A 19,150-nucleotide genomic window follows, 5' to 3' on the forward strand; every position below is an offset into this window, starting at 1 on the left:
ACGGGCGCGGTCCCTCGTGTCCGGCGGGGGACCGGCCTGGCCGGACGCGTGGCGCCGGCTCGACCAGTGCCGATGGAGCCCTGCGTGCCGTACAGATCGGCGGGAAAGCGGGCGTGTCGGAAAACGGGCGCGGCGATTTCTCCCGGTACGGTGGGCGGATCGCGCAGGGAGACCGGGCAAGTCGGCACGATCTGTCCCTGTGGTCTGGTGGAATCTAGTGCTGTGAGTTCTCAGACCTGGCGGTTGGTGCGGCGACGAGGCAGTGGTCCTGGTGCGGCCCCTGCGCTCGACCGTGACCAGCGCGCCGTGGTCGAGCACCCAGGCGGCCCGCTGCTGGTCCTCGCGGGCCCCGGCACCGGCAAGACCACCACGATCGTCGAGGCCGTCGTCGACCGCGTCGAGCGGCGCGGCGTCGACCCCGAACGCGTCCTCATCCTCACCTTCAGCCGCAAGGCGGCCGAGGAACTGCGCCAGCGGGTGACCAGCCGCATGCGCCGCACCACCAGGACCCCGCTCGCGCTCACCTTCCACAGCTACGCCTACGCGCTGCTGCGCAGGGAGGCCGTCCTCGAGGGCAGGGAGCCGCCGCGCCTGCTCACCGGTCCCGAACAGCTGCTGGAGATCCGCCGCCTGCTCCACGGCGAGCTCGAGGACGGCGCCCGCCTGTGGCCCGAGTCGCTGCGCGAGGCGCTCAAGACGCGCGGCTTCGCCGAGGAGCTACGCGACTTCCTGGCCCGCGCGGGCGAGCGCGGCCTCGACGCGGCGCGCCTGGTGGAGCTGGGCCGGCAGTACGGCAGGGCGGACTGGGCGGCCGCGGGCCGCTTCTCCCAGCGCTACCAGGAACGGTTCGACCTCGACCCCGAGCTGTCGCTCGACTACGCCGAACTGGTCAGAGCCGCCGCCGCGCTGCTCGCCGACCCCTCGGTACGGCACCGCGAGCGCTCGGCGTACGACGCGGTATTCGTCGACGAGTACCAGGACACCGATCCCGCGCAGGAGCACCTGCTGCGCCAGCTGGCGGGCGACGGGCGCGACCTCGTCGCCGTCGGCGACCCCGACCAGTCGATCTACGGCTTCCGCGGGGCGGACGTCCAGGGGATCCTGCGCTTCCCCGAACGCTTCCGCGACCGTGCGGGGCGTCCCGCGCCCGTGGTGGCGCTCCACGTCTCGCGCCGCAGCGGCACCGACCTGCTGGCCGCCTCGCGCCGCGTCGCCGCCCGCCTGCCCGCCGCTCCCGCTCCCAGCGTCGGCTACTCGGCGGCGTCCGGCGGGCGGCCTTCCGTCGCCTCGGACGCTCGTGTCCCCCCGGTGGCCGGGGCGCGTCCGGGGGAGGCCGGGAAGGCGTGGGAGCGGCCCGACCGGCGGCAAGCGCGCGGTCACCGGGACCTGGTCGCGCCCGAGGACGTCGACCCCGGGCAGGTCCGGGTGCTCCTGGCCGACAGCGTCAGCCAGGAGGCGGCGGTGGTCGCCGACACGCTCCGCCGGGCCCACCTCATCGACGGGATGCCGTGGCATCGGATGGCGGTGCTGGTGCGGTCGGCCACCCGGCAGGTGCCGCTGCTCAGGCGCGCGCTGGTGAGCGCCGGTGTGCCGACGATGGTGGCGGGCGACGAGGTGCCGCTGGCGCAGGAGCCCGGCGTCCGTCCGCTGCTCACCACGCTCCGCGTCGTCCTCGACCCGCGCGCGCTCGACGAGGCGGCGGCCGAGGAACTGCTGACCGGGCCGTTGGGAGGCACCGACATGCTCGGCGTCCGCCGGCTCAGGCGCGCCCTCAAGATCGCCGAGAACGAGATCACCCACCTCCTGCCCGCCGTCGACGAGGTCCCCGTCGACGGCGCCCCACTCGCCCCCGGCGACTCCGGCCCAGTCGGCGTCAGCGGCCCGACCGGGGCCGGCGGCATGACTGGGGTCGGCGGCGTGACTGGGGCCGGCGGCGTGACTGGGGCCGGCGGCATGACCGGGGTCAGCGGCATCACGGGCGCGAGTGGACCGACGGGGAGCAGCGGTCTCACGGGCGCGAGCGGACCAATGAGCAGCGGTCTCACGGGCGACGGCGGGCCGGCCGAGGTGGCCGATCAGGTCCAGCCCGTCTCCCACACCGAGCCGACCGGCCGACCCGACCGCGCCGAGGTGTCCGACCGCGCCGGGGTGTCCGGTCCGGCCGGGACGACCGGTCCGGGTGGTGCCGAGCCGACCGGTCCGGGTGGCGGTGCCGGGCTGACCGCTCCCGGGAAAGCGCGCCCCTCCGCCGGACCCGCTGACGCGCCCGCCGGTCCCGACGCGCCCGCCGGACCCGCTGATGCGTCTGCCCGCTCCGACACGCCCGAAGACGCCGGGAAGGTCGCGCCCCGGGACCGGTCCGGGCCGCCGCGGTCGTCGGGCGAGCTGCTCATCGCCGCCCTCAGGGACGTCAGAGAGCTGGTCAGGATCGAGCCGCACATCGCCCATCCCGCCGAACGCGTGGCCAAGCTCATCCAGACCGCCCGCGACGCCGTACAGGCCGGGGGCACGGCGGAGGACGTGATCTGGGCGGTGTGGCAGGCCAGCGGCCTGGCCGAGCGGTGGACCGACCTCAGCCTCGCGGGCGGCGCCAGGGGAGCGCAGGCCGACAGGGACCTGGACGCCGTGGTCGCCCTCTTCGACTACGCCGCCAGGTTCGTTGACCGGATGCCGAAGGCGGGCCCTGAGGTGTTCCTGGAGGATCTGTCCTCCCAGGAGATCCCCGGCGACACGCTCGCCGAGCGGGCCCCGGACGGCGACGCGGTCAGGGTGCTCACCGCCCACCGGTCCAAGGGCCTGGAGTGGGACCTGGTCGTCGTGGCGGGCGTCCAGGAGGGGGTGTGGCCCGACATCAGGCTCAAGGGCTCGCTGCTGGGCATCGATGAGCTGGTCGAGCTGGCCGAGGGCGCGCCGCTCGACTCCACGGACGCGACCGTCGCCGCGCTGGCCGCCAGGCAGCTGGCCGAGGAGCGGCGCCTGTTCTACGTGGCGGCCACCAGGGCGCGGGAGAAGCTGGTCGTCACCGCGATCGGCGGCGAGGACGCCGACGAGCGTCCGTCGAGGTTCCTGTCGGAGCTGATGCCGGGCGCGGTGGAGGAGGCGACGGTCGACGACCACGCCAGGTGGCTGAACCTGGCCGCGCTCGTCGCCGACCTGCGCAGTGTGGTCACCGACGCCGCGCAGCCGGAGCGCATGCGCACGCAGGCGGCGCGGCATCTGGCGCGCCTGGCCAGGCAGGGTGTGCAGGGCGCGCATCCCAGCGAGTGGTACGCGCTCACCCCGCTGTCCGACGATCGCCCGCTGAGCTGGCCGGACGGCATCGTGCGCATCTCGCCTTCGGCCGTGGAGAGTTTCACCAAGTGCGGGCTGCGCTGGCTGCTGGAGACGGCGGTGGGCGCGGCGGGCACGAGTTCGGCGCAGGGTCTCGGCACGGTCGTCCACGCGCTGGCCGTTCTGGCCACCGAGGATCTGGCCGGCGAGGAGCTGTTGGGCAAGCGGCTCGACGACATCTGGACCGAGCTCGACTTCGGCGGCGTCTGGTTCAACCGCAAGCAGCGCAGGGTCGCCGAGCAGATGATCGCCAAGTTCATGGAGTGGCAGCGCCGCAACGGCAGGACCGTCGTCGCCACGGAGGAGTCGTTCGTGGCGATGGTGTCGGAGGGCGTGCAGATCAAGGGCCGGGTCGACCGGGTGGAGATGGACGAGCAGGGCAGGGCGTTCATCATCGACCTCAAGACCGGCAGTTCGAAGCCGCGGCCCGAGGAGCTCGACCGGCATCCTCAGCTCGGCGTCTACCAGCTGGCGGTGCTGCTCGACGCGTTCAAGCGGCACGGCCTGGCCGAGCCGGGCGGCGCCGCGCTGGTGCAGGTCGGCAAGGCCGCCGGCAAGGAGGCCAAGGAGCAGGCGCAGGCCCCGCTCGACAGGGACGACAACTGGGCCAGGGACATGGTCGACACGGTCGCCCTCGGCATGTCGGGCCCGTTCTTCCAGGCGAAGGTCAACGACGGCTGCCGCACGTGCGCGGCCAAGGGGAGCTGCCCGGTCAACGACAGCGGGGGGCAGGTGTGCTGAGCCCCGTCGAGCTGGCGGACAAGCTCGGCATCCTGCCGCCCACGCCGGAGCAGGCCGCGGTCATCGAGGCGCCGCTCGAACCCATGGTCGTCATGGCAGGAGCGGGCTCGGGCAAGAGCGAGACCATGGCGGGCCGGGTCGTCTGGCTGGTGGCCAACGGCCTGGTCAAACCCGAGCGCGTCCTCGGTCTCACCTTCACCCGCAAGGCCGCCGCCGAGCTGGCCCACCGCGTGCGGGAGCGCCTGAACGGCCTGGCCGAGGCGGGGCTGGTGCCGGCGCAGGTGCTCGACAACGAGCCGACCGTCTCGACCTATCACGCCTACGCCGCCCGCCTGGTCACCGACCACGCCGTCCGCGAGGCGCTCGAACCGACGATGCGCCTGGTCACGCCCGCCGTCTCGTGGCAGCTGGCCTCGCGGGTGGTCGCGATGTACGACGGGCCGATGGACCGGATCGAGCTGGGCCCGCCCTCGGTCACGGCCGCCGTGCTGGAGCTGGCGGGTGAGATGTCGGAGCACCTGCGTTCGAGCGTGGACGTCAGGAGGGTGGGCGAGTGGCTGCGCGAGCGGCGGGGCGAGGCGACCACCGTCCGCCAGCGCCGGCCGATCGGCGTGCACGACGCCCGCGAGCAGTTGCTTCCCCTGGTGGAGGCCTACGAGCGGCTCAAGCGGGCCCGCGAGGTGATCGACTACGGCGACCAGATGTCGCTGGCGGCCCGCATCGCCGCCAACCATCCCGACGTGGGCCGCGTCGAGCGTGCCCGCTACTCGGTGGTGCTGCTCGACGAGTACCAGGACACCAGTCACGCCCAGCTCGTCCTGCTCAGGAGCCTGTACGGCACCGGCCACCCGGTCACCGCCGTCGGCGACCCCTGCCAGTCCATCTACGGCTGGCGCGGCGCCTCGTCGGGCAACCTGCGGCGCTTCGTCGCCGACTTCCCGACGGACAAGGGCGACCCGGCGCCGGTCAGGCAGCTGAGCGTCAGCTTCCGCAACGGCGACCGGGTCCTCGACGTGGCCGCGCGCGTCCAGCTGCCGCTGCGCATGGAGGCCCGCGAGGTGCCGGTGCTCGTGCCGGGGCCGAACCGGGTCGACAGGGGCCGCGTGACGTGCGCCTTCCACGAGACCGCCGAGGACGAGGCGCGGTGGGTGGCCGAGCAGGTCAGGCAGGCGCTCGGCCATGAGGTGGCGCCCGACGGCCTGCCGTGGGGCGGCGGGGAGCGCAAGAAGACGCCGGCCGTCCAGCCCCAGGACATCGCGGTGCTGGCGCGCAAGCGGTCGCAGTTCCCCGTGCTGCGCCGGGCGCTCGAGGAGCGCGACATCCCGGTCGAGGTGGTGGGTCTCGGCGGGCTGCTGACCGTGCCGGAGGTCAGCGACCTCGTGGCCACGCTGAGGGTGCTGTACGACGCGGGCGCGGGCGACGCGCTGGCCCGGCTGCTGGCGGGCCCGCGCTGGCGGATCGGCCCGGCGGACCTGCGGCAGCTCGGCGAGTTCGCCAGGGAGCTGAACCGTGAGCTGCGCGAGGGCACCGAGCGCGTGGCCGATCCGCTGGACCAGGCCGTCGCGGACCTCGCCGAGGAGCGCGGCAGCCTGGTCGACGCGCTGGACGAGCTGCCGGACCGGCCGGAGTGGCTGGAGGCGTTCTCGCCGCTGGCCAGGACCAGGATGGTGGCGCTCGCCCAGGAGCTGCGCCACCTGCGCGCGCACACGCACCAGCCGCTGCCCGACCTGATCACCGAGGCCGAGCGCCGCATGGGCCTCGACATCGAGGTGGCGGCCCGAGCCGGTACGGCAGGCGCCGTCGCGGCCCGCGCGGATCTGGACGCCTTCCTCGACGCCGCCTCCCGTTTCGCGGGCGACGCCGAGGACCCGACGCTCGGCGCCTTCCTGGCCTACCTGGAGGCGGCAGAGAGCGAGGAGTTCGGCTTGGAGGCCGGCAGGGTCGGCGAGAGCAACAGCGTGAAGCTGATGACCGTCCACGCCTCGAAGGGCCTGGAGTGGCCGATCGTCGTCGTGCCGGGGCTGTCGCAGCTGGTGGGCAGGACCGGCATCACCAAGGGCAGCATCTTCCCCTCGACCCCGGTCACCAACAGCCGCTGGACCGACAATCCGCGCAAGCTGCCCTACCCGCTGCGCGGCGACGTCGCCGACCTGCCCAGGCTGGCCGGGCTCACCAGGGACGAGCTGGACGCCTTCGACGAGCGCTGCCGCGACCGTGACCTGATGGAGGAGCGCCGCCTGGCCTACGTGGCGGTCACCCGCGCCCACTACCACCTCATCGCCTCCGGGTACCGGTGGGGGACCGCGTCCAAGCCGCTGGAGCCGTCCGACTTCCTGCTGGAGATCAGGGACACCTGCGGCAGGGTCGCCTGCTGGGCGCCGGAGCCGGCGGAGGGGGCCACCAACCCGCTGCTCGCCGAGCCCGCGGAGGCCACCTGGCCGCTCGCTCCCGGCGGCGTCCGCCGGCAGGCCATCGAGGAGGGCGCCGACCTGGTGCTGCGGGCGCTGATGGAGCCGCCCGACCTGGGGGAGACGGCCGGGCACGACGACGAGCCCGACACGGAAGGCGCGGAGGGCGCGGAGAGCGCGGAGGAGATCGGCGAGGGCGACGCGGAGCGGCTGCGGGCCTGGGCGCGCGACACCGACCTGCTGCTCAGGGAGCGGGCCTCCGGCGGGCGCCGCACGCGGACCGTGGTGGAGCTGCCCGCCAGGCTGACCGTCTCCTCGCTGGTCACGCTCGCCACCGACCCGCGCGCGCTGGCCCGCAGGATCCGCCGGCCCGTCCCCACCCAGCCGGCTCCGCTGGCCCGCCGCGGCACCTCCTTCCACAAGTGGCTGGAGTCCAGGTGGGGGCAGCAGCGGCTGATCGACGACTTCGAGCTGCCCGGCGCCTACGACGAGCCGGAGGAGATCGACGCCCGGCTGGCGGAGCTGCAGGAACGCTTCGAGGAGAGCGAGTGGGCGGGCAGGGAGCCGCTCGACCTGGAGGTCCCGTTCGAGACCATGATCGCCGACCGGCTGGTGCGCGGCCGCATGGACGCCGTCTTCGAGCGGGACGACGGCTCCTACGAGGTGGTCGACTGGAAGACGGGCCGCCCGCCCTCCGGCAAGGCGGCCCGCGGCGCGGCCGTGCAGCTGGCCGCCTACCGGCTGGCGTGGTCGCACCTGGCCGGGGTGCCGCTGGAGCGGGTGGGCGCCGCCTTCCACTACGTGCGCTTCAACAGGACCGTCCGCCCCGTCGACCTGCTGGACGCCGACGGCCTGGTCGCGCTGATCGAGTCGGTCCCGCTGCGCCGCTGACCCGCCCGGCTTCCCGGGCGGGTCAGGTGAGGTAGTGGAATCCGGGCTTCGGATGCATCAGGAAGTCGTGGTGGGAGATGTTCCACGCGTAGGCCCCCGCCATCGCGAACACCACCGTGTCGCCCACCCTGATCGACGTCCGCACCCCACTGGCCAGCACGTCCTTCGGCGTGCACAGCTGCCCGACGATCGTCACCGGCGTGTCCGCCACGCCGGGCCCCGATCCCGTCGGCAGCACGGTGAACGGCTGCGAGTGCCCCTTCGTCGCGGGTGTCCGCAGGTGGTGGGTGCCGCCGTGCACGATCGCGAACACCTCCCCGTGCACCCGCCGTACGTCGATCACCCTGGTCACGTAGGACCCGCAGTAGACGGTCAGCGCCCGCCCCGGCTCGATCCGCACCACCTGCCCGGGGCGGCGCAGCGCGGCCAGCCCGGCCCCGTAGGCGGCCCAGTCGAAGCGGGCGGAGGGCGAGGTGTAGGAGACGGCCATGCCGCCGCCCACGTTGACCTCCTCGTCGTGCCGCGCCAGGACGGCCGCCGCCAGATCCAGCAGCGCGGGGGCGTCCAGGCCGCTGGCCAGGTGGGCGTGGACGCCGCGCAGCCGTACCGTGTCGGTGAACAGCGGCAGGCAGGCGGCCAGCCCGTCGGCGTCCATGCCGAACGGCCCGCTCATGGTCAGCGCCGCGCCGGTGGTCTCCACCCGCAGGTTCAGCCGCAGCAGCACGTCGGCGGGCACGCCCGCCGCGACCAGCCGCCGCAGCTCGAAGGGCGACTCGACGTGCACCCGGTGCGCGGGCAGGCGCAGCTCGGCGTCCGTCTTGCCGGGCCCGCCCAGCGCCAGCCGCGCCTTCGGCAGGACGGCGCCGACGTGCGCGTGCTCGCCCGCCGACGACACCTCGAAGCCGTCGACGTGGGGGGCGAGCACCCGCAGCAGCGCGGGGTCCGGGTTGGCCTTGACCGCGTAGTACAGCTCGACCCCGGGGAGGGCGGCCCGTACGGCGGCGGCGTGCGCGTCGAGCCCCGCCAGGTCGTAGACGAAGGCGGGGGCGTCCAGCGTCGGAGCGATCTCGTCGATCATGCGAAGTCGATCACGGAAGTCGATCATGCGAAGGGGTTCCCGATCGGCACGTACCCGGCGCTCCTGTCGGCGCCGCGGGCCCACCTGACGGTCAGGTTGGCCTTGGCGGGCAGCGGGGCGCCCGCCAGCAGGTCCGACAGCGGCAGCGGCCGGCCCGCCGCGTCGCCGTACCCGGCGAGGACGTCCCTGGCCACCGCCCACAGCTGGCGCAGCCCGGCGTCCGTCGTGGCCAGCGTGGCGGCGATCTCGGTGAGGTGGTTGACCATCAGGCAGTAGACCACCCGGGCCCAGCCGCGCGCGGCGTCGTAGGTGAGGGCCTGGGCCACCCGCGGGTGCATGCCGGCCAGGTCGTGCCCGACGAGCTTCGTGCCCTCCAGGTCGCGGAAGATCACCTCGACGGGACGGCCGGCGGGGTCGAGGCAGACGAGGACGTTCTGCAGGTGGGGTTCGAGGACGACGCCGTGGGTGAAGAACGCGTCGAGCACCGGCAGCGCGACGACGCGCACGTAGGCGGCCCACCAGGAGACCGGGTCGGCCGGCGGCGCCGCGCAGGCCAGCGCCCCCGCCAGCACGGGGGTCAGGCCCGGCGAGCACACCGACCACGGGCCGGCCCGCACGATCACCCCCAGCCCTTCCAGCAGCCTGCCGCCGAGGGCCGCCGAGCGGTAGCCGGGCTCGGGCAGCCACCGCGTGCCGGGGTACTTCGCGGACAGCTCGGCGAAGACCGGGGCCAGCCGCTCGGTCAGCGCGACCGCGCCCGACAGCTCGTACCAGGCGTTCTTCCTGACGCAGTTGGTGATCCGCACGTCCAGGCTGAACTTCAGGCAGGTGCCGCTCACCGGGTCGTACACCGTGCGGACCGAGGAGGTCGGGGCGACGAGCGGGCCGGGACCGAGGTCGATCAGCCGGTCGTCGAACGCGGGCCCGATCAGGTCGAGCTGCCACGGGTGCGCGGGCAGCAGCGCGTAGCCGGGCGGCGCGACCCCGGCCAGGTCGAGGGCGGCGGCGTCGCCCTCCTCCGCCAGCACGTCCTCGCGCACGCCCAGCAGCCGCAGCGGGAAGGCGGCGTGGGCTTCAGGGGCGTACCTCAGCCAGTCGTCGCCCGCTCGTGCCTTCGGCGAGGGATGGAACGGGTGCCCGAGCACCAGCGCCTGCTCCGAGGCCAGCCAGGGGTCGTTCGGCGGCGGCGCGGCGGCGCGGGCCCGCAGGATCGCCGCCAGCGCGTCCCTGCTGGCCGCCACCTGCGCGGCGAACTCGGGGTTGTGCCCGTCGAGCTCGGCCTCGGCCAGCCGGACCAGCTCGTCGGCGGTCAGCGGCACCCACGCGCCGAACTCCAGGCGCTCCACCGGCCCCTCGAACCGCAGGGCGGCGCCGCCGCCCGCGCGCGCCCTGATGAGCGTGTCGGCCACCGTCAGCAGCAGGTACGGCGAAGCGGGCCACACGTGCCCTCGCGGCCCCGCCACCTCCCGCACGCAGCAGCGCAGCAGCGCCGCCAGCGTGGCCTGCTCGGCGATCGCCGCGGGCGGGTCGAGGACCAGGCCTTCCATGATCAAGCACTCCTCAGGAGGGACTAATGGGAAAGGTGCCAAGTGGACTGCCACTACGGTCCTGACCCGGCACGACGGTGGGGTGGCAGGCCGACGAGCAGGTTTCCCGTTAGGGACAGGGCCCGCAGGTAGTTGGGCCCGCTGGTGCCGTAGAACTTGTTGACGTCGCGCGCCCCCGAGCGCTCCTTGGCCACGAGCGTGCCCGCGGTGATCATCGACTTGCCGGTCAGCCTGACCGCGTCGAGCGTGCGGGCGCGCAGCAGCCTGGCCATCGGGTCGTCGCCGTGCTCGGCCAGCGCCTCCTCCAGGCAGCCGCGCACCAGCATGGCGGCCCGGTCGGCGGGCAGCGCGCCGAAGGCGATCGAGGCCGCCGCCAGGTGCAGGGTGATGGTGACGAACACGTCGGCCAGCGCGTGCGGGTCGTCGGTGAGCATCCGCTCGTCGGTGAAGGACGGCGGGGTCACTCCCGCGGCGGCCAGCCTGGCGGGGGAGACCAGCAGGCCGTCGTTGTCCTTGACGAGGAGCTTGAGGTCGGCGCCGCCGTCGATGACGAGCGCCAGGTTCTGCTGGTGGGCCTCCAGGGCCACGCCGTACCGGACGAACAGCCGCACGTTCCAGCGCAGCAGCGTCGTGAGGTAGCGGGTCAGCAGGTCCTCCACGTCGCCAAGCTCCTCGCGTACCTCGGGGACGTTCAGCGCGGCGACCGGGATGATCCTGCCCTCCGGCAGGCGGCGCAGCATCCAGCCGAGGTACTCGTGGCCCGCGTGGGCGTAGGTCTGCTCGTCGGCGAGCAGGATGCCGGGGTCGGCCAGGGCGCGCAGCAGCCGTTCGGCGGACGCGCCGTCGGCCAGCGTCGACGGCTTGATCGAGCGGCGGTTGCGGCGGCCGAGCGTGCTGGTGGGCAGCGGCAGCTTCAGCTGGGTGCGGTCGTCGAGCTGCACGGTCCGCATCGACAGCGTCGGCCTGACCGTGATCCGCGGGCCGCCGTGCGCCAGGCGGGCCCGCGGCGGCAGGGCGCCCACGCTCAGCGGATGGACGGGCATCAGCACCGCGCCGCCCTCCTGCGGCCCCCACTGCGTGGCCGCGCCCGTCACATCGGACCGCGGCACCCACGCCCAGCGCAGCTCGAAGGAGGGCGCGAACTCGGGGGCGTAGGCCAGCAGTTCCTCGTCCGACAGGCCGGCCCGCGCCCGCGCCGTCGGGTAGACGGGATGGTCGACGAAGGCGGCGAGCGCCTCGTAGTCGGCCAGCCGCCTGCCCGTGATGCGCGGCCGGTGCTCGTCGTGCAGTTCGAGCGCGTGCAGGGCCTCCACGCACTCGTCGAAGAAGGCCGCCACACCCTCGGCGTCGGCGGGGTCGGCGATCTCCTGGAGCGTGTTGAGCACCTGCTCGAGACCGAGCAGCTCGTCGTCGGCGACCACGAAGTCCTGGAAGAGCAGGCCGGGCGCCAGCCGTACCCGCCTGCCGTCGGCCAGCAGCAGCGCCACGCCCTCCTTGCTCCTGGTGACCCGCTTGGCCAGGTCGCCGTAGTCCTCCCGCAGCAGCGCGTCGAGGATCCTCCTGGCCAGGTACGGCTCGCGCCGCCTCATCCGATCACCCACGGGTGCCGTTCCATGAACGACCCGACGGCCGCCTCGACCTTCTCCGCCGAGGGCCCGACCGCCCTGATCACGCCCAGGTAGTCGCGGTTGGTGTTGGTGAGCTCCACCCTGTCGCCCACGCTTCTGAGCGGCCTGTGCCACAACCCGTCCCCTTCGAAGGCGGGCGGCGCCTCGACGACCACGCCCGATCTGTCGGCCACCACGCTGACCGCGCACCCGTGACCGGCGGCGGCCGGAACCTCGGGAACCGGCTCACCCAGGTGCACCCGCAGGATCCACTCGAACAGCGGCACGCCGAGGATGTCGGCCAGCAGGAAGTCGCAGTGGTCGCCGATGACCCGGTAGTTCACCTCGACGATCCTGGGACCCCGCGCGGTGACCACGTACTCGGTGTGGCACGCCCCGAACCCGACGCCCAGCGCCTCCAGCGCCCGCAGCACGTGCGGGTCGGCCTCCGGCGCCCAGTCCAGCCGCTCCTCCACGAAGTGCGGCAGCGGCCCGAGCGTGGTCGCGAACCCGCCGAGCACCCGCGTCGTGGCGCCGTCGCCGAGCGTCTCCAGCGTGCGCAGCGGCCCCTCCAGGTACTCCTCGACGACCAGCGGGAGGTCTCTCAGCCCGGCGATCGCCCGCTCCAGGTCGCGCTCGACCAGCATGACGTTCTCGCTGGCCACCCCCTCGCGCGGCTTCACCACCACCGGGTACGGCACGCGGCCCGGCACGGGGTCGCCGGGGGCCAGCCGTACGGACCAGACCTTCTCCACTCCCGCCTGGGCGAGCCTGCGGCGGGTCAGCGCCTTGTTCTTGGCCGCCAGGCACGCCCGCCAGTCCTTGCCCGGCAGGCCGAAGTACTCCGCCGCCAGCGCGGTCTCCATCTGCAGGTGATCGGAGTTGGAGAAGATCGCGTCCGGCCGGTGGTGGTGGGCGATCGTGTCGATCACCGCCCGTGGATCCCACACGTCGCACGCGATGGCGTCAGGGTGTTGCTCCGGCCGGTCGGTGAGGATCGTGACGTCGCAGCCCAGCGCGCGGGCCGCGGGCAGGAAACCGTCGGTCACCGAGTCGGTCGGTTTGGCAGCGGTCATGTAGAGCCGCAACGCGTGGCACCCCCGGGCTCAGGTAAGGCTAACCTAACTCGGCAGATCCTAGCGTGGTGGAGATCATGATGCGGCACGGACAGCGTAATCGCCCTGTATGAGAGTCATCTCCGCTCCTACTCGCTCGTGTTCGACGAGAAGAGCCGCGGCCACCGCGACAACCTGGTGGTCTACGCTGCCTGACACAAGGGCCTCCGGACGTTCACGCGCCGGGCGCCCCGCGTCCTGTCACGGTCAACCGACCGTCATAAGATGGCATCGAATTCCGGGGAGGAAGTGGCGCGTGGAGACGACCGCAGAAGAGCAGCTGCTGGGGCCCCTGCTCCTCGCGCGCGGCACGATCGACAGGTCGGCCCTGCTGCGTGGCGACGCCGACTGGCTCGCCAAGGCGTGGGCGGACCCGACGAGCAGGGTGCTGCTCGTCAGCGACGGCCACACCCTCGTCAGGCGCGCGGGTGACCAGGTCGAGGTGATCCTGTACACCACGCGGGAGGCGCCCGAGGGCGAGCGCTACCTGCTCGGCGTCGAGCACGGCGTCGCCTACTTCGCGGTCGCCGCGCCGCTGCCGGGGTTCGCCACGGCCGACACCAACGGCCGCGTCGTGAGCCCGCTGGGCCTGGGCGACACCCCCGAGGGTGAGCCGTTCCCCGCGGGCCTGCGCCAGGCCGGGGCGCTTCTGGGCGACCGTGACGCGGGCCTGCTCGTCTACGCGGTCGCGCTGGAGGCCTGGCACACCACGCACGAGTTCTGTCCGCGGTGCGGCAGCCGTACGAAGGTCGAGGCGGGCGGGCACATCCGCGTCTGCCCCGAGGACGGCAGCCAGCACTTCCCGAGGGTGGACCCGGCGGTCATCATGCTGGTCCGCGACGAGCACGACCGCTGCCTGCTCGCCCGCGGCCCGCAGTGGCCGGAGGGGCGGCTGTCGATCCTGGCCGGGTTCGTGGAGCCCGGGGAGTCGCTGGAGCACGCGGTCGTCCGCGAGGTGGCCGAGGAGGTCGGCATCACCGTCGTCGACCCGCGCTACCTGGGCAGCCAGCCGTGGCCCTTCCCCCGCAGCCTCATGCTGGGCTTCTTCGCCAGGGCCATCGGCACCGAGGTGGTCTGCGACGCCGACGAGATCGCCGAGGCCCGCTGGTTCTCCCGCGCCGAACTGCTGGCCGCCCTGCGAAGTGGCGAGGTACGGCTCCCGCCGCCCGTCTCCATCGCCCGCCGCCTGATCGAGACCTGGTACGGCGACCACCTGACCGGCGACTGGTGACCTGGCCCGGCGGTCCGGGCGAGCCCGGCGCCGGCCGCCGCGTCACGCGGGCACGTGGTTGCGCAGGCGCAGTTCCTCGGGGAACGGCAGGAAGTAGGTCTGCTCCCTGACGTAGGAGGCGGCCGGCTCGCCGCGCGCGTGATGCCGCAGCAGCGTCGCGGGGACGCTCAGCGGCACCCTGCCCGCCTGGTACGACCCGATGACCTCGACCAGGTCCGCACGCCTGGCCCGGTCCAGCTCGACCATCCCCATGCAGTGCTGCAGCACGTTGACGTTCCTGCCCACGGTGGCCTTCGTGGCCAGCGCCGCGCGGAAGGCCGCGGCGTAGGCGGCGCCCAGCTCCTCCCTGGGCCGCACGCCCGCTCCCGCCACCAGACGCCCCGCCTCCCGGTACCGGGCCGGGTCGTGGGCGAGTATCTGCATCTTGTGCCTGGCGTGGAAGGCGACCAGGTCGGCGGGCCGCCAGCCGCCCTCCAGCAGCTCGCGCAGCCTGGCGTGGGCGAAGACGCGTTCCACGAAGCTCTCCCTGAGCAGGTCGTCGTTCAGCCGCCCCTCGTCCTCGACGGGCAGCTCGGGACGGGAGTCCATCACGACGGCGGCGAAGAGGCCCCGGTTGCGCTTGCCGACGGGCTTCCCGCCGCCCTCGGGGTACAGCGGGATGCCGTGGACGCCGCAGCTGGGGCTCCTGGACTTGAAGACGTACCCGTCGACGTCGAGCCCGGCGCTGCGGGCCCTGGCCAGGGCGGTCATGCGGTCGGTGAGGTCGACGCCGGTCGTCCGGGTCACCAGCCGCGGGCCGTCCGGTGAGCGCTCCAGCCTGAGCGTCTCGCGCGGGGCGCCGAGCCCGGCTTCCATCTCCGGGCAGATCCGCACCCAGTCCACGAAGGGGTCGAGGGCGCCCGACAGGAACCGGTCGCGGCTGTGCCCGCCGTTGAACCTGACGGGATCGCCCAGCAGGCAGCTGGAGACGGCGATCCTGGGCCTGACGGTCGTCATGCCGCCGCCAGGAGGGTCGAGAGGCGGTGCAGGCCGCGTGCCGTACGGGCCTTGACGGTGCCGAGCGGGACGCGCAGCCGTTCGGCGATCTCCCGCTGGCTCAGGTCGCCGTAGTAGGCCAGTTCGATGGCCTCGCGCTGCGGCGCGGGCAGTTCGGCCAGCGCCCGGCGGACCAGGTCGCGGTCGGCGAGGGAGTCGCCGTCGGCCCTGCCGTCGGACCCCTCGGGCTCGCCGACGGCCTCCAGCGAGACCGTGGGGACGCGCCGGGCGCGCAGGTGGTCGACGGCCCGCTTGTGGGCGATGCCGAGGACCCACGTCGTCAGGCTCCTGGCCGGGTCGTATCGGTGCCTGGACCGCCACACCTCGGTGAACACCACCTGGGTGACGTCGTCGATGTCCTGCGCCGGCACGAGGCGGCGCAGGTAGCAGCGGACCAGTGAGGCATGGGTTCGGTAGCACTCGGCGAGCGCCTCCATGAGAAAGCCTCCCTGAGAGATAACTTATTCAAAACTCATTCAACCTCCGCCGCGGGCGGCCGTGCAACCAAGCGGAGGGAGATCAGCCGGCGGCGCCGGCGATCACCGTGATGGCCTCCTCCAGCGAGGTCACCCTGGTGACCCTGGCGGGCAGCGCCCCGCCCCACCCCGGCCCGCCGACGACGATCCCGGGGGGCGGGCGGACCGCCGGCAACCCCGCCAGCGGGGCGGGGTCACCGGTCGAGGACTGCTGCGACCAGACGAAGACCACCGAAGGACCGAGGCGGCGCATCGCGTCCCCCAGCGCGGGATACGGCGTGCGGGCGCCCAGCACCCGCGTCTCCACCCGCCGGTCGACGGTGAGCGCGGCGGCCAGCACGTAGACGGGCAGGCTGTGCTGCTCCTCCGCCGCGCAGGCCAGCAGCACCGGCCGCGCGTTCACGGGCCGGGCGGGACGCTCGACCAGCGGGGAGAGAGCGGCCAGCAGCCGGTCGGAGAACAGGTGCTCGACGTCGATGCCCGCGCCCGTCTCCGCCTGCCTGCGGGAGATCGCCGTGAAGACGGGGCGGACCAGCCGTTCCCAGGTCCACACCACCCCGTGCCGGGCCAGCGCGGTCCCGACGCCCTCGGCCACGGCCCGCCCGTCGAGCGCCTGGGCCGCCCGCGCCAGCATCGCCGCCGTGGGCACCGGCCCAGGGGCCGCCACCGGAGTGCCAGGGCTCTCGGCCCGCGGCGTACCAGCCTCCGGTACGGCAGGCGGGCCGGCCACGTCGCCCGGCGTGACGGTGAGGCGGAGGGCCTGGCGGGCGGCGTCGGCGGGTGCGACGCCCTCGCGGATCAGCCGGCTCATCTCCGCCAGCCGCAGCAGGTCCCCCGCGTCGTAGCGGCGATGGCCGCCCGGACTGCGCCTGCTGGGGCCGATGCCGTACCGCAGGTTCCAGGTTCGCAGGGTGGGCGCGGGCACGCCGAGCCGCCTGGAGACGGCGCCGATGCCGTACCCAGGCTCCTCCTCGGGCAGTTCGCCCCGCTCATGCGCGCCGATCCCGACATTGTGGCGGATCGGCCGCCCCCCGGTCGCAACCACGGGGCGGCGGCCCTCGAATACCTGGGCGATGGACACCGTCATCGTGCTCTTCACCAGGGACCTCAGGGTCCGCGACCACCCGGCGCTGGCCGCCGCCTGCGCGCAGGCCCGGCGGGTGGTGCCGCTGTTCGTGCGCGACCCCGCCGTGCCCTCGGGCCGCCGCGCCGCCTTCCTGTCCGACTGCCTGCGGGACCTGCGCGACTCGCTGCGCGCCCGCGGCGGCGACCTCCTCGTACGGCAGGGCGACACCGTCGCCGAAACCATGCGCCTGGCCCGCGAGACGTCGGCCACAGCCGTCTTCATGAGCGCCGACGTCAGCTCGCTCGCCCGCCGCAGGCGCGAGCGGTTCGCGAGGGAACCGATCGAGGTCAGGCACTTCCCCGGCGTGACCGTCGTGCCGCCCGGCCTGCTGCGCCCCTCGGGTGACGGCGACCACTACCGCGTCTTCACCCCCTACTGGCGGGCCTGGTCGCAGGCGCCACGACGGCAGGCGGCCCAGACACCCCGCGCCGTCCCGACCCCCGAGGGGCTGCCGGCGGGCCCGATCCCGCGCGGCGTGCCGTACGGGGGGATCAAGGGCGGCGAGACGGCGGCGAGGGAGAGGATGCGCGCCTGGACGCGTCGCTCGCTGGACGACTACGCCGGCCTGCACGACGACCTGGCGGGCGACGGCACCTCCAGGCTCAGCCCGTACCTGCGGTTCGGCTGCCTGTCACCGCTGGAGCTGGCCGGATACGGCAACGAGGACTTCGTCCGGCAACTGTGCTGGCGAGACTTCCACCACCAGGTGGCCTGCGCCTTCCCCGACCTGAACCGGCGCGACTACCGGCCGCGCGGCACGGCGTGGCGCTCCGACAAGGACGCCGAGCAGGCCTGGCGCGAGGGCATGACGGGAGTGCCGATCGTCGACGCGGGCATGCGACAGCTGCTCGCCGAGGGCTGGATGCACAACCGCGCCCGCCTGATCACGGCCGCCTACCTCGTCAAACACCTGCGCGTCGACTGGCGGGTGGGCTACGAGCACTTCTTCGAGCTGCTCCTGGACGGCGACGTGGCCAACAACGCGGGCAACTGGCAGTGGGTCGCGGGCACCGGCAACGACACGCGACCCAACCGCACGTTCAACCCGCTGCGGCAGGCCAGGCGGTTCGACCCCGAAGGGGAGTACGTCCGCCGGTACGTGCCCGAGCTGGCCGGCCTGCCCGCGACGCTCGTCCACGAGCCGTGGCTGCTGACCGATGGACGGACCGGCGCTTATCCCGCGCCTCTCACGCCGCTCTAGGAATCTCGGATGGGCCCCGCTCGGGGCGGGGCCCGCCGTACCTGCTCAGACCATCGCCGCGAGGCGGGCCTTCACCTCGTTCACCGAGGGGTTGGTGACCGCCGTCCCGTCGGGAAAAACCACAGTCGGAACGGTCTGGTTGCCGTTGTTGACGCTCATCACGAACTCCGCCGCGGCGGGGTCGCGCTCGATGTCGACCGTTTCGTAAGCGATGCCCTCGCGGGTGAGCTGGCTCTTGAGCCGCTTGCAGGGACCGCACCAGGTGGTGGTGTAGACGGTGAGCGCCATGAAGCAATCCTTCCGGGTTCAAATGAAGGCCAAAAAGCGCAACAACCTGGAGGGCGCGGGTAATCCCCGGGTCAGCTCGACAGTCGCTCCTCGATCCACTTCTGCACGCGCTCGGCGACCCCCGGCTCCCGGTACAGCGGCGCGCTGTGCGAGATGCCGGGCTCGGTGAAGACCGTCATCTCCACCCCGACCTGGCCGAGCATGTCCTTCAGCAGCAGGCTCTGCGCCGCGGGCACGAACTCGTCGTCGGAGTGCACGGTCAGCATCGGCGCGTCCTTCTTGCTGGCGTGCCACGGCACCTCCATCGAGGCCCACACGCGCGAGCACTTGCCCTTGGGCTCGCAGCCGCCCGCCAGCCTGATGGCGGCGTCGCGCAGCTTGACGCGGTTGGGGTCGGTGGAGTCGGCGCCGTCGGTGTAGGCGCGCAGCGGCGAGATCACGGGCGAGACGCCGACGACGCCCTTGAGGCCCTGGAGGGTGCCGTCGCCGTACGTGCCGACGGCGGCGGCGATGTGGCCGCCCGCGGAGAAGCCGACGACCACGTAGTTGTTGGGGTCGAAGTTCCAGCGCTCGGCGTGCCTGCGGGCGGTGGCGATGGCGTCGAAGGCGTCGGTGCGCTGCGCCGGCCAGGGCGCCTCGGTGGACAGCCGGTAGTTGAGGTTGAAGACCGTGTAGCCGAGCTCGACGTAGCTGCGGGTGATCTCGGTCATGTACTTCTTGTCGCCGCCCGACCACCAGCCGCCGTGGATGAGGAAGACCGCGGGGTGCTTGGAGTAGTCAGGCGTCCACCAGATGTCCATGGCCTGGCGCTTGCCGGGGCCGTACGAGACGGTCTCGAACGTCGTGCCGCCCAGCGCGTCGCCGTACGAGGGGGACGGATCCTTCGACGCGTGCGCCGCTCCTGGGATCAACGCGACGGCAGCGAGAACACTCGCGATCACCGCAGCTCGCACGGGCCTTCCTTTCCCCATGATTCGGTCGGGCCCCATTGTGGGGGAAATGACCTACTTTTCGCATCTCAGCGATGAAGAAACAGGTGACGGCGGCATGTTGCCAGAATGGCGCAGGCCCCCGCC

Annotated in this window: 13 protein-coding genes; 4 read left to right on the forward strand and 9 right to left on the reverse strand. The window is 73.6% G+C overall.

The window, feature by feature from the left end; all coding sequences use genetic code 11:
* Positions 1–222 precede the first annotated feature (222 nt).
* Complete coding sequence (locus ABZX22_RS04125) at positions 223–4,071, forward strand: UvrD-helicase domain-containing protein (protein ID WP_354905922.1); 3,849 nt, start codon at positions 223–225, stop codon at positions 4,069–4,071.
* Complete coding sequence (locus tag ABZX22_RS04130) at positions 4,065–7,370, forward strand: ATP-dependent DNA helicase (protein WP_354905923.1); 3,306 nt, start codon at positions 4,065–4,067, stop codon at positions 7,368–7,370. Before ABZX22_RS04125 ends, ABZX22_RS04130 begins: the two co-directional genes overlap by 7 nt.
* 22 nt (positions 7,371–7,392) lie before the next feature.
* Here ABZX22_RS04130 and ABZX22_RS04135 read toward each other — a convergent pair whose 3' ends face one another.
* Genes ABZX22_RS04135 through ABZX22_RS04150 form a run of 4 tightly spaced genes read right to left on the reverse strand, consistent with a single transcriptional unit; the run spans position 7,393 to position 12,690 of the window.
* The gene (locus ABZX22_RS04135) at positions 7,393–8,448 is read right to left on the reverse strand and encodes a type III PLP-dependent enzyme (RefSeq protein ID WP_354905924.1); all 1,056 of its coding nucleotides are present in this window, start codon (positions 8,446–8,448) and stop codon (positions 7,393–7,395) included.
* Positions 8,449–8,471: 23 nt separating this feature from the next.
* Positions 8,472–9,995, reverse strand: coding sequence for an IucA/IucC family protein (locus ABZX22_RS04140; RefSeq protein WP_354905926.1), 1,524 nt, complete (start codon positions 9,993–9,995; stop codon positions 8,472–8,474).
* A gap of 53 nt (positions 9,996–10,048) precedes the next feature.
* Positions 10,049–11,596 carry an IucA/IucC family protein gene (locus tag ABZX22_RS04145; protein WP_354905927.1) on the reverse strand — a complete coding sequence of 516 codons (1,548 nt, stop codon included), beginning with the start codon at positions 11,594–11,596 and terminating at the stop codon, positions 10,049–10,051.
* Positions 11,581–12,690 (reverse strand): siderophore biosynthesis protein, encoded by a 1,110-nt coding sequence (locus ABZX22_RS04150; RefSeq protein WP_354905929.1) that lies wholly within the window; start codon positions 12,688–12,690, stop codon positions 11,581–11,583. Before ABZX22_RS04150 ends, ABZX22_RS04145 begins: the two co-directional genes overlap by 16 nt.
* A gap of 283 nt (positions 12,691–12,973) precedes the next feature.
* Between ABZX22_RS04150 and nudC the strand changes: the two genes are divergently transcribed.
* Positions 12,974–13,948: an NAD(+) diphosphatase gene (gene nudC / locus ABZX22_RS04155; protein WP_354905930.1), complete on the forward strand. Its 975-nt coding sequence runs from the start codon at positions 12,974–12,976 to the stop codon at positions 13,946–13,948.
* A 42-nt stretch (positions 13,949–13,990) separates the two neighbouring features.
* On the opposite strand, the gene ABZX22_RS04160 is transcribed toward nudC, so the two are convergent.
* From ABZX22_RS04160 to ABZX22_RS04170, 3 genes are all read right to left on the reverse strand, one after another.
* Positions 13,991–14,944 (reverse strand): DUF523 and DUF1722 domain-containing protein, encoded by a 954-nt coding sequence (locus tag ABZX22_RS04160; RefSeq protein ID WP_354905931.1) that lies wholly within the window; start codon positions 14,942–14,944, stop codon positions 13,991–13,993.
* Positions 14,941–15,420, reverse strand: coding sequence for a sigma-70 family RNA polymerase sigma factor (locus tag ABZX22_RS04165; RefSeq protein WP_354905932.1), 480 nt, complete (start codon positions 15,418–15,420; stop codon positions 14,941–14,943). Before ABZX22_RS04165 ends, ABZX22_RS04160 begins: the two co-directional genes overlap by 4 nt.
* Before the next feature lie 82 nt (positions 15,421–15,502).
* Positions 15,503–16,546 (reverse strand): MerR family transcriptional regulator, encoded by a 1,044-nt coding sequence (locus ABZX22_RS04170; RefSeq protein WP_354905934.1) that lies wholly within the window; start codon positions 16,544–16,546, stop codon positions 15,503–15,505.
* Here ABZX22_RS04170 and ABZX22_RS04175 point away from each other — a divergent pair.
* The gene (locus ABZX22_RS04175; protein WP_354905936.1) at positions 16,533–17,786 is read left to right on the forward strand and encodes a deoxyribodipyrimidine photo-lyase; all 1,254 of its coding nucleotides are present in this window, start codon (positions 16,533–16,535) and stop codon (positions 17,784–17,786) included. The two genes, ABZX22_RS04170 and ABZX22_RS04175, sit on opposite strands and share 14 nt — an antisense overlap.
* 45 nt (positions 17,787–17,831) lie before the next feature.
* On the opposite strand, the gene ABZX22_RS04180 is transcribed toward ABZX22_RS04175, so the two are convergent.
* Together ABZX22_RS04180 and ABZX22_RS04185 are read right to left on the reverse strand one after the other, a co-directional pair.
* Entirely contained in the window at positions 17,832–18,074 is a 243-nt protein-coding gene (locus ABZX22_RS04180; RefSeq protein ID WP_354905937.1) for a mycoredoxin, read from the reverse strand.
* 71 nt (positions 18,075–18,145) lie between these two features.
* Complete coding sequence (locus ABZX22_RS04185) at positions 18,146–19,027, reverse strand: alpha/beta hydrolase (protein WP_354905938.1); 882 nt, start codon at positions 19,025–19,027, stop codon at positions 18,146–18,148.
* Positions 19,028–19,150: the final 123 nt, after the last annotated feature.

Source organism: Nonomuraea sp. NPDC003804 (assembly GCF_040610675.1).
Lineage (GTDB): Bacteria > Actinomycetota > Actinomycetes > Streptosporangiales > Streptosporangiaceae > Nonomuraea.

Coding starts and splice junctions, on each gene's coding strand:
- ABZX22_RS04175 (WP_354905936.1), top strand. CDS start 16,533: ATGGACACCGTCATCGTGCTCTTCACCAGGGACCTCAGGGTCCGCGAC.
- ABZX22_RS04135 (WP_354905924.1), bottom strand. CDS start 8,448: ATGATCGACGAGATCGCTCCGACGCTGGACGCCCCCGCCTTCGTCTAC.
- ABZX22_RS04160 (WP_354905931.1), bottom strand. CDS start 14,944: ATGACGACCGTCAGGCCCAGGATCGCCGTCTCCAGCTGCCTGCTGGGC.
- ABZX22_RS04140 (WP_354905926.1), bottom strand. CDS start 9,995: ATGGAAGGCCTGGTCCTCGACCCGCCCGCGGCGATCGCCGAGCAGGCC.
- ABZX22_RS04165 (WP_354905932.1), bottom strand. CDS start 15,420: ATGGAGGCGCTCGCCGAGTGCTACCGAACCCATGCCTCACTGGTCCGC.
- ABZX22_RS04170 (WP_354905934.1), bottom strand. CDS start 16,546: ATGACGGTGTCCATCGCCCAGGTATTCGAGGGCCGCCGCCCCGTGGTT.
- ABZX22_RS04180 (WP_354905937.1), bottom strand. CDS start 18,074: ATGGCGCTCACCGTCTACACCACCACCTGGTGCGGTCCCTGCAAGCGG.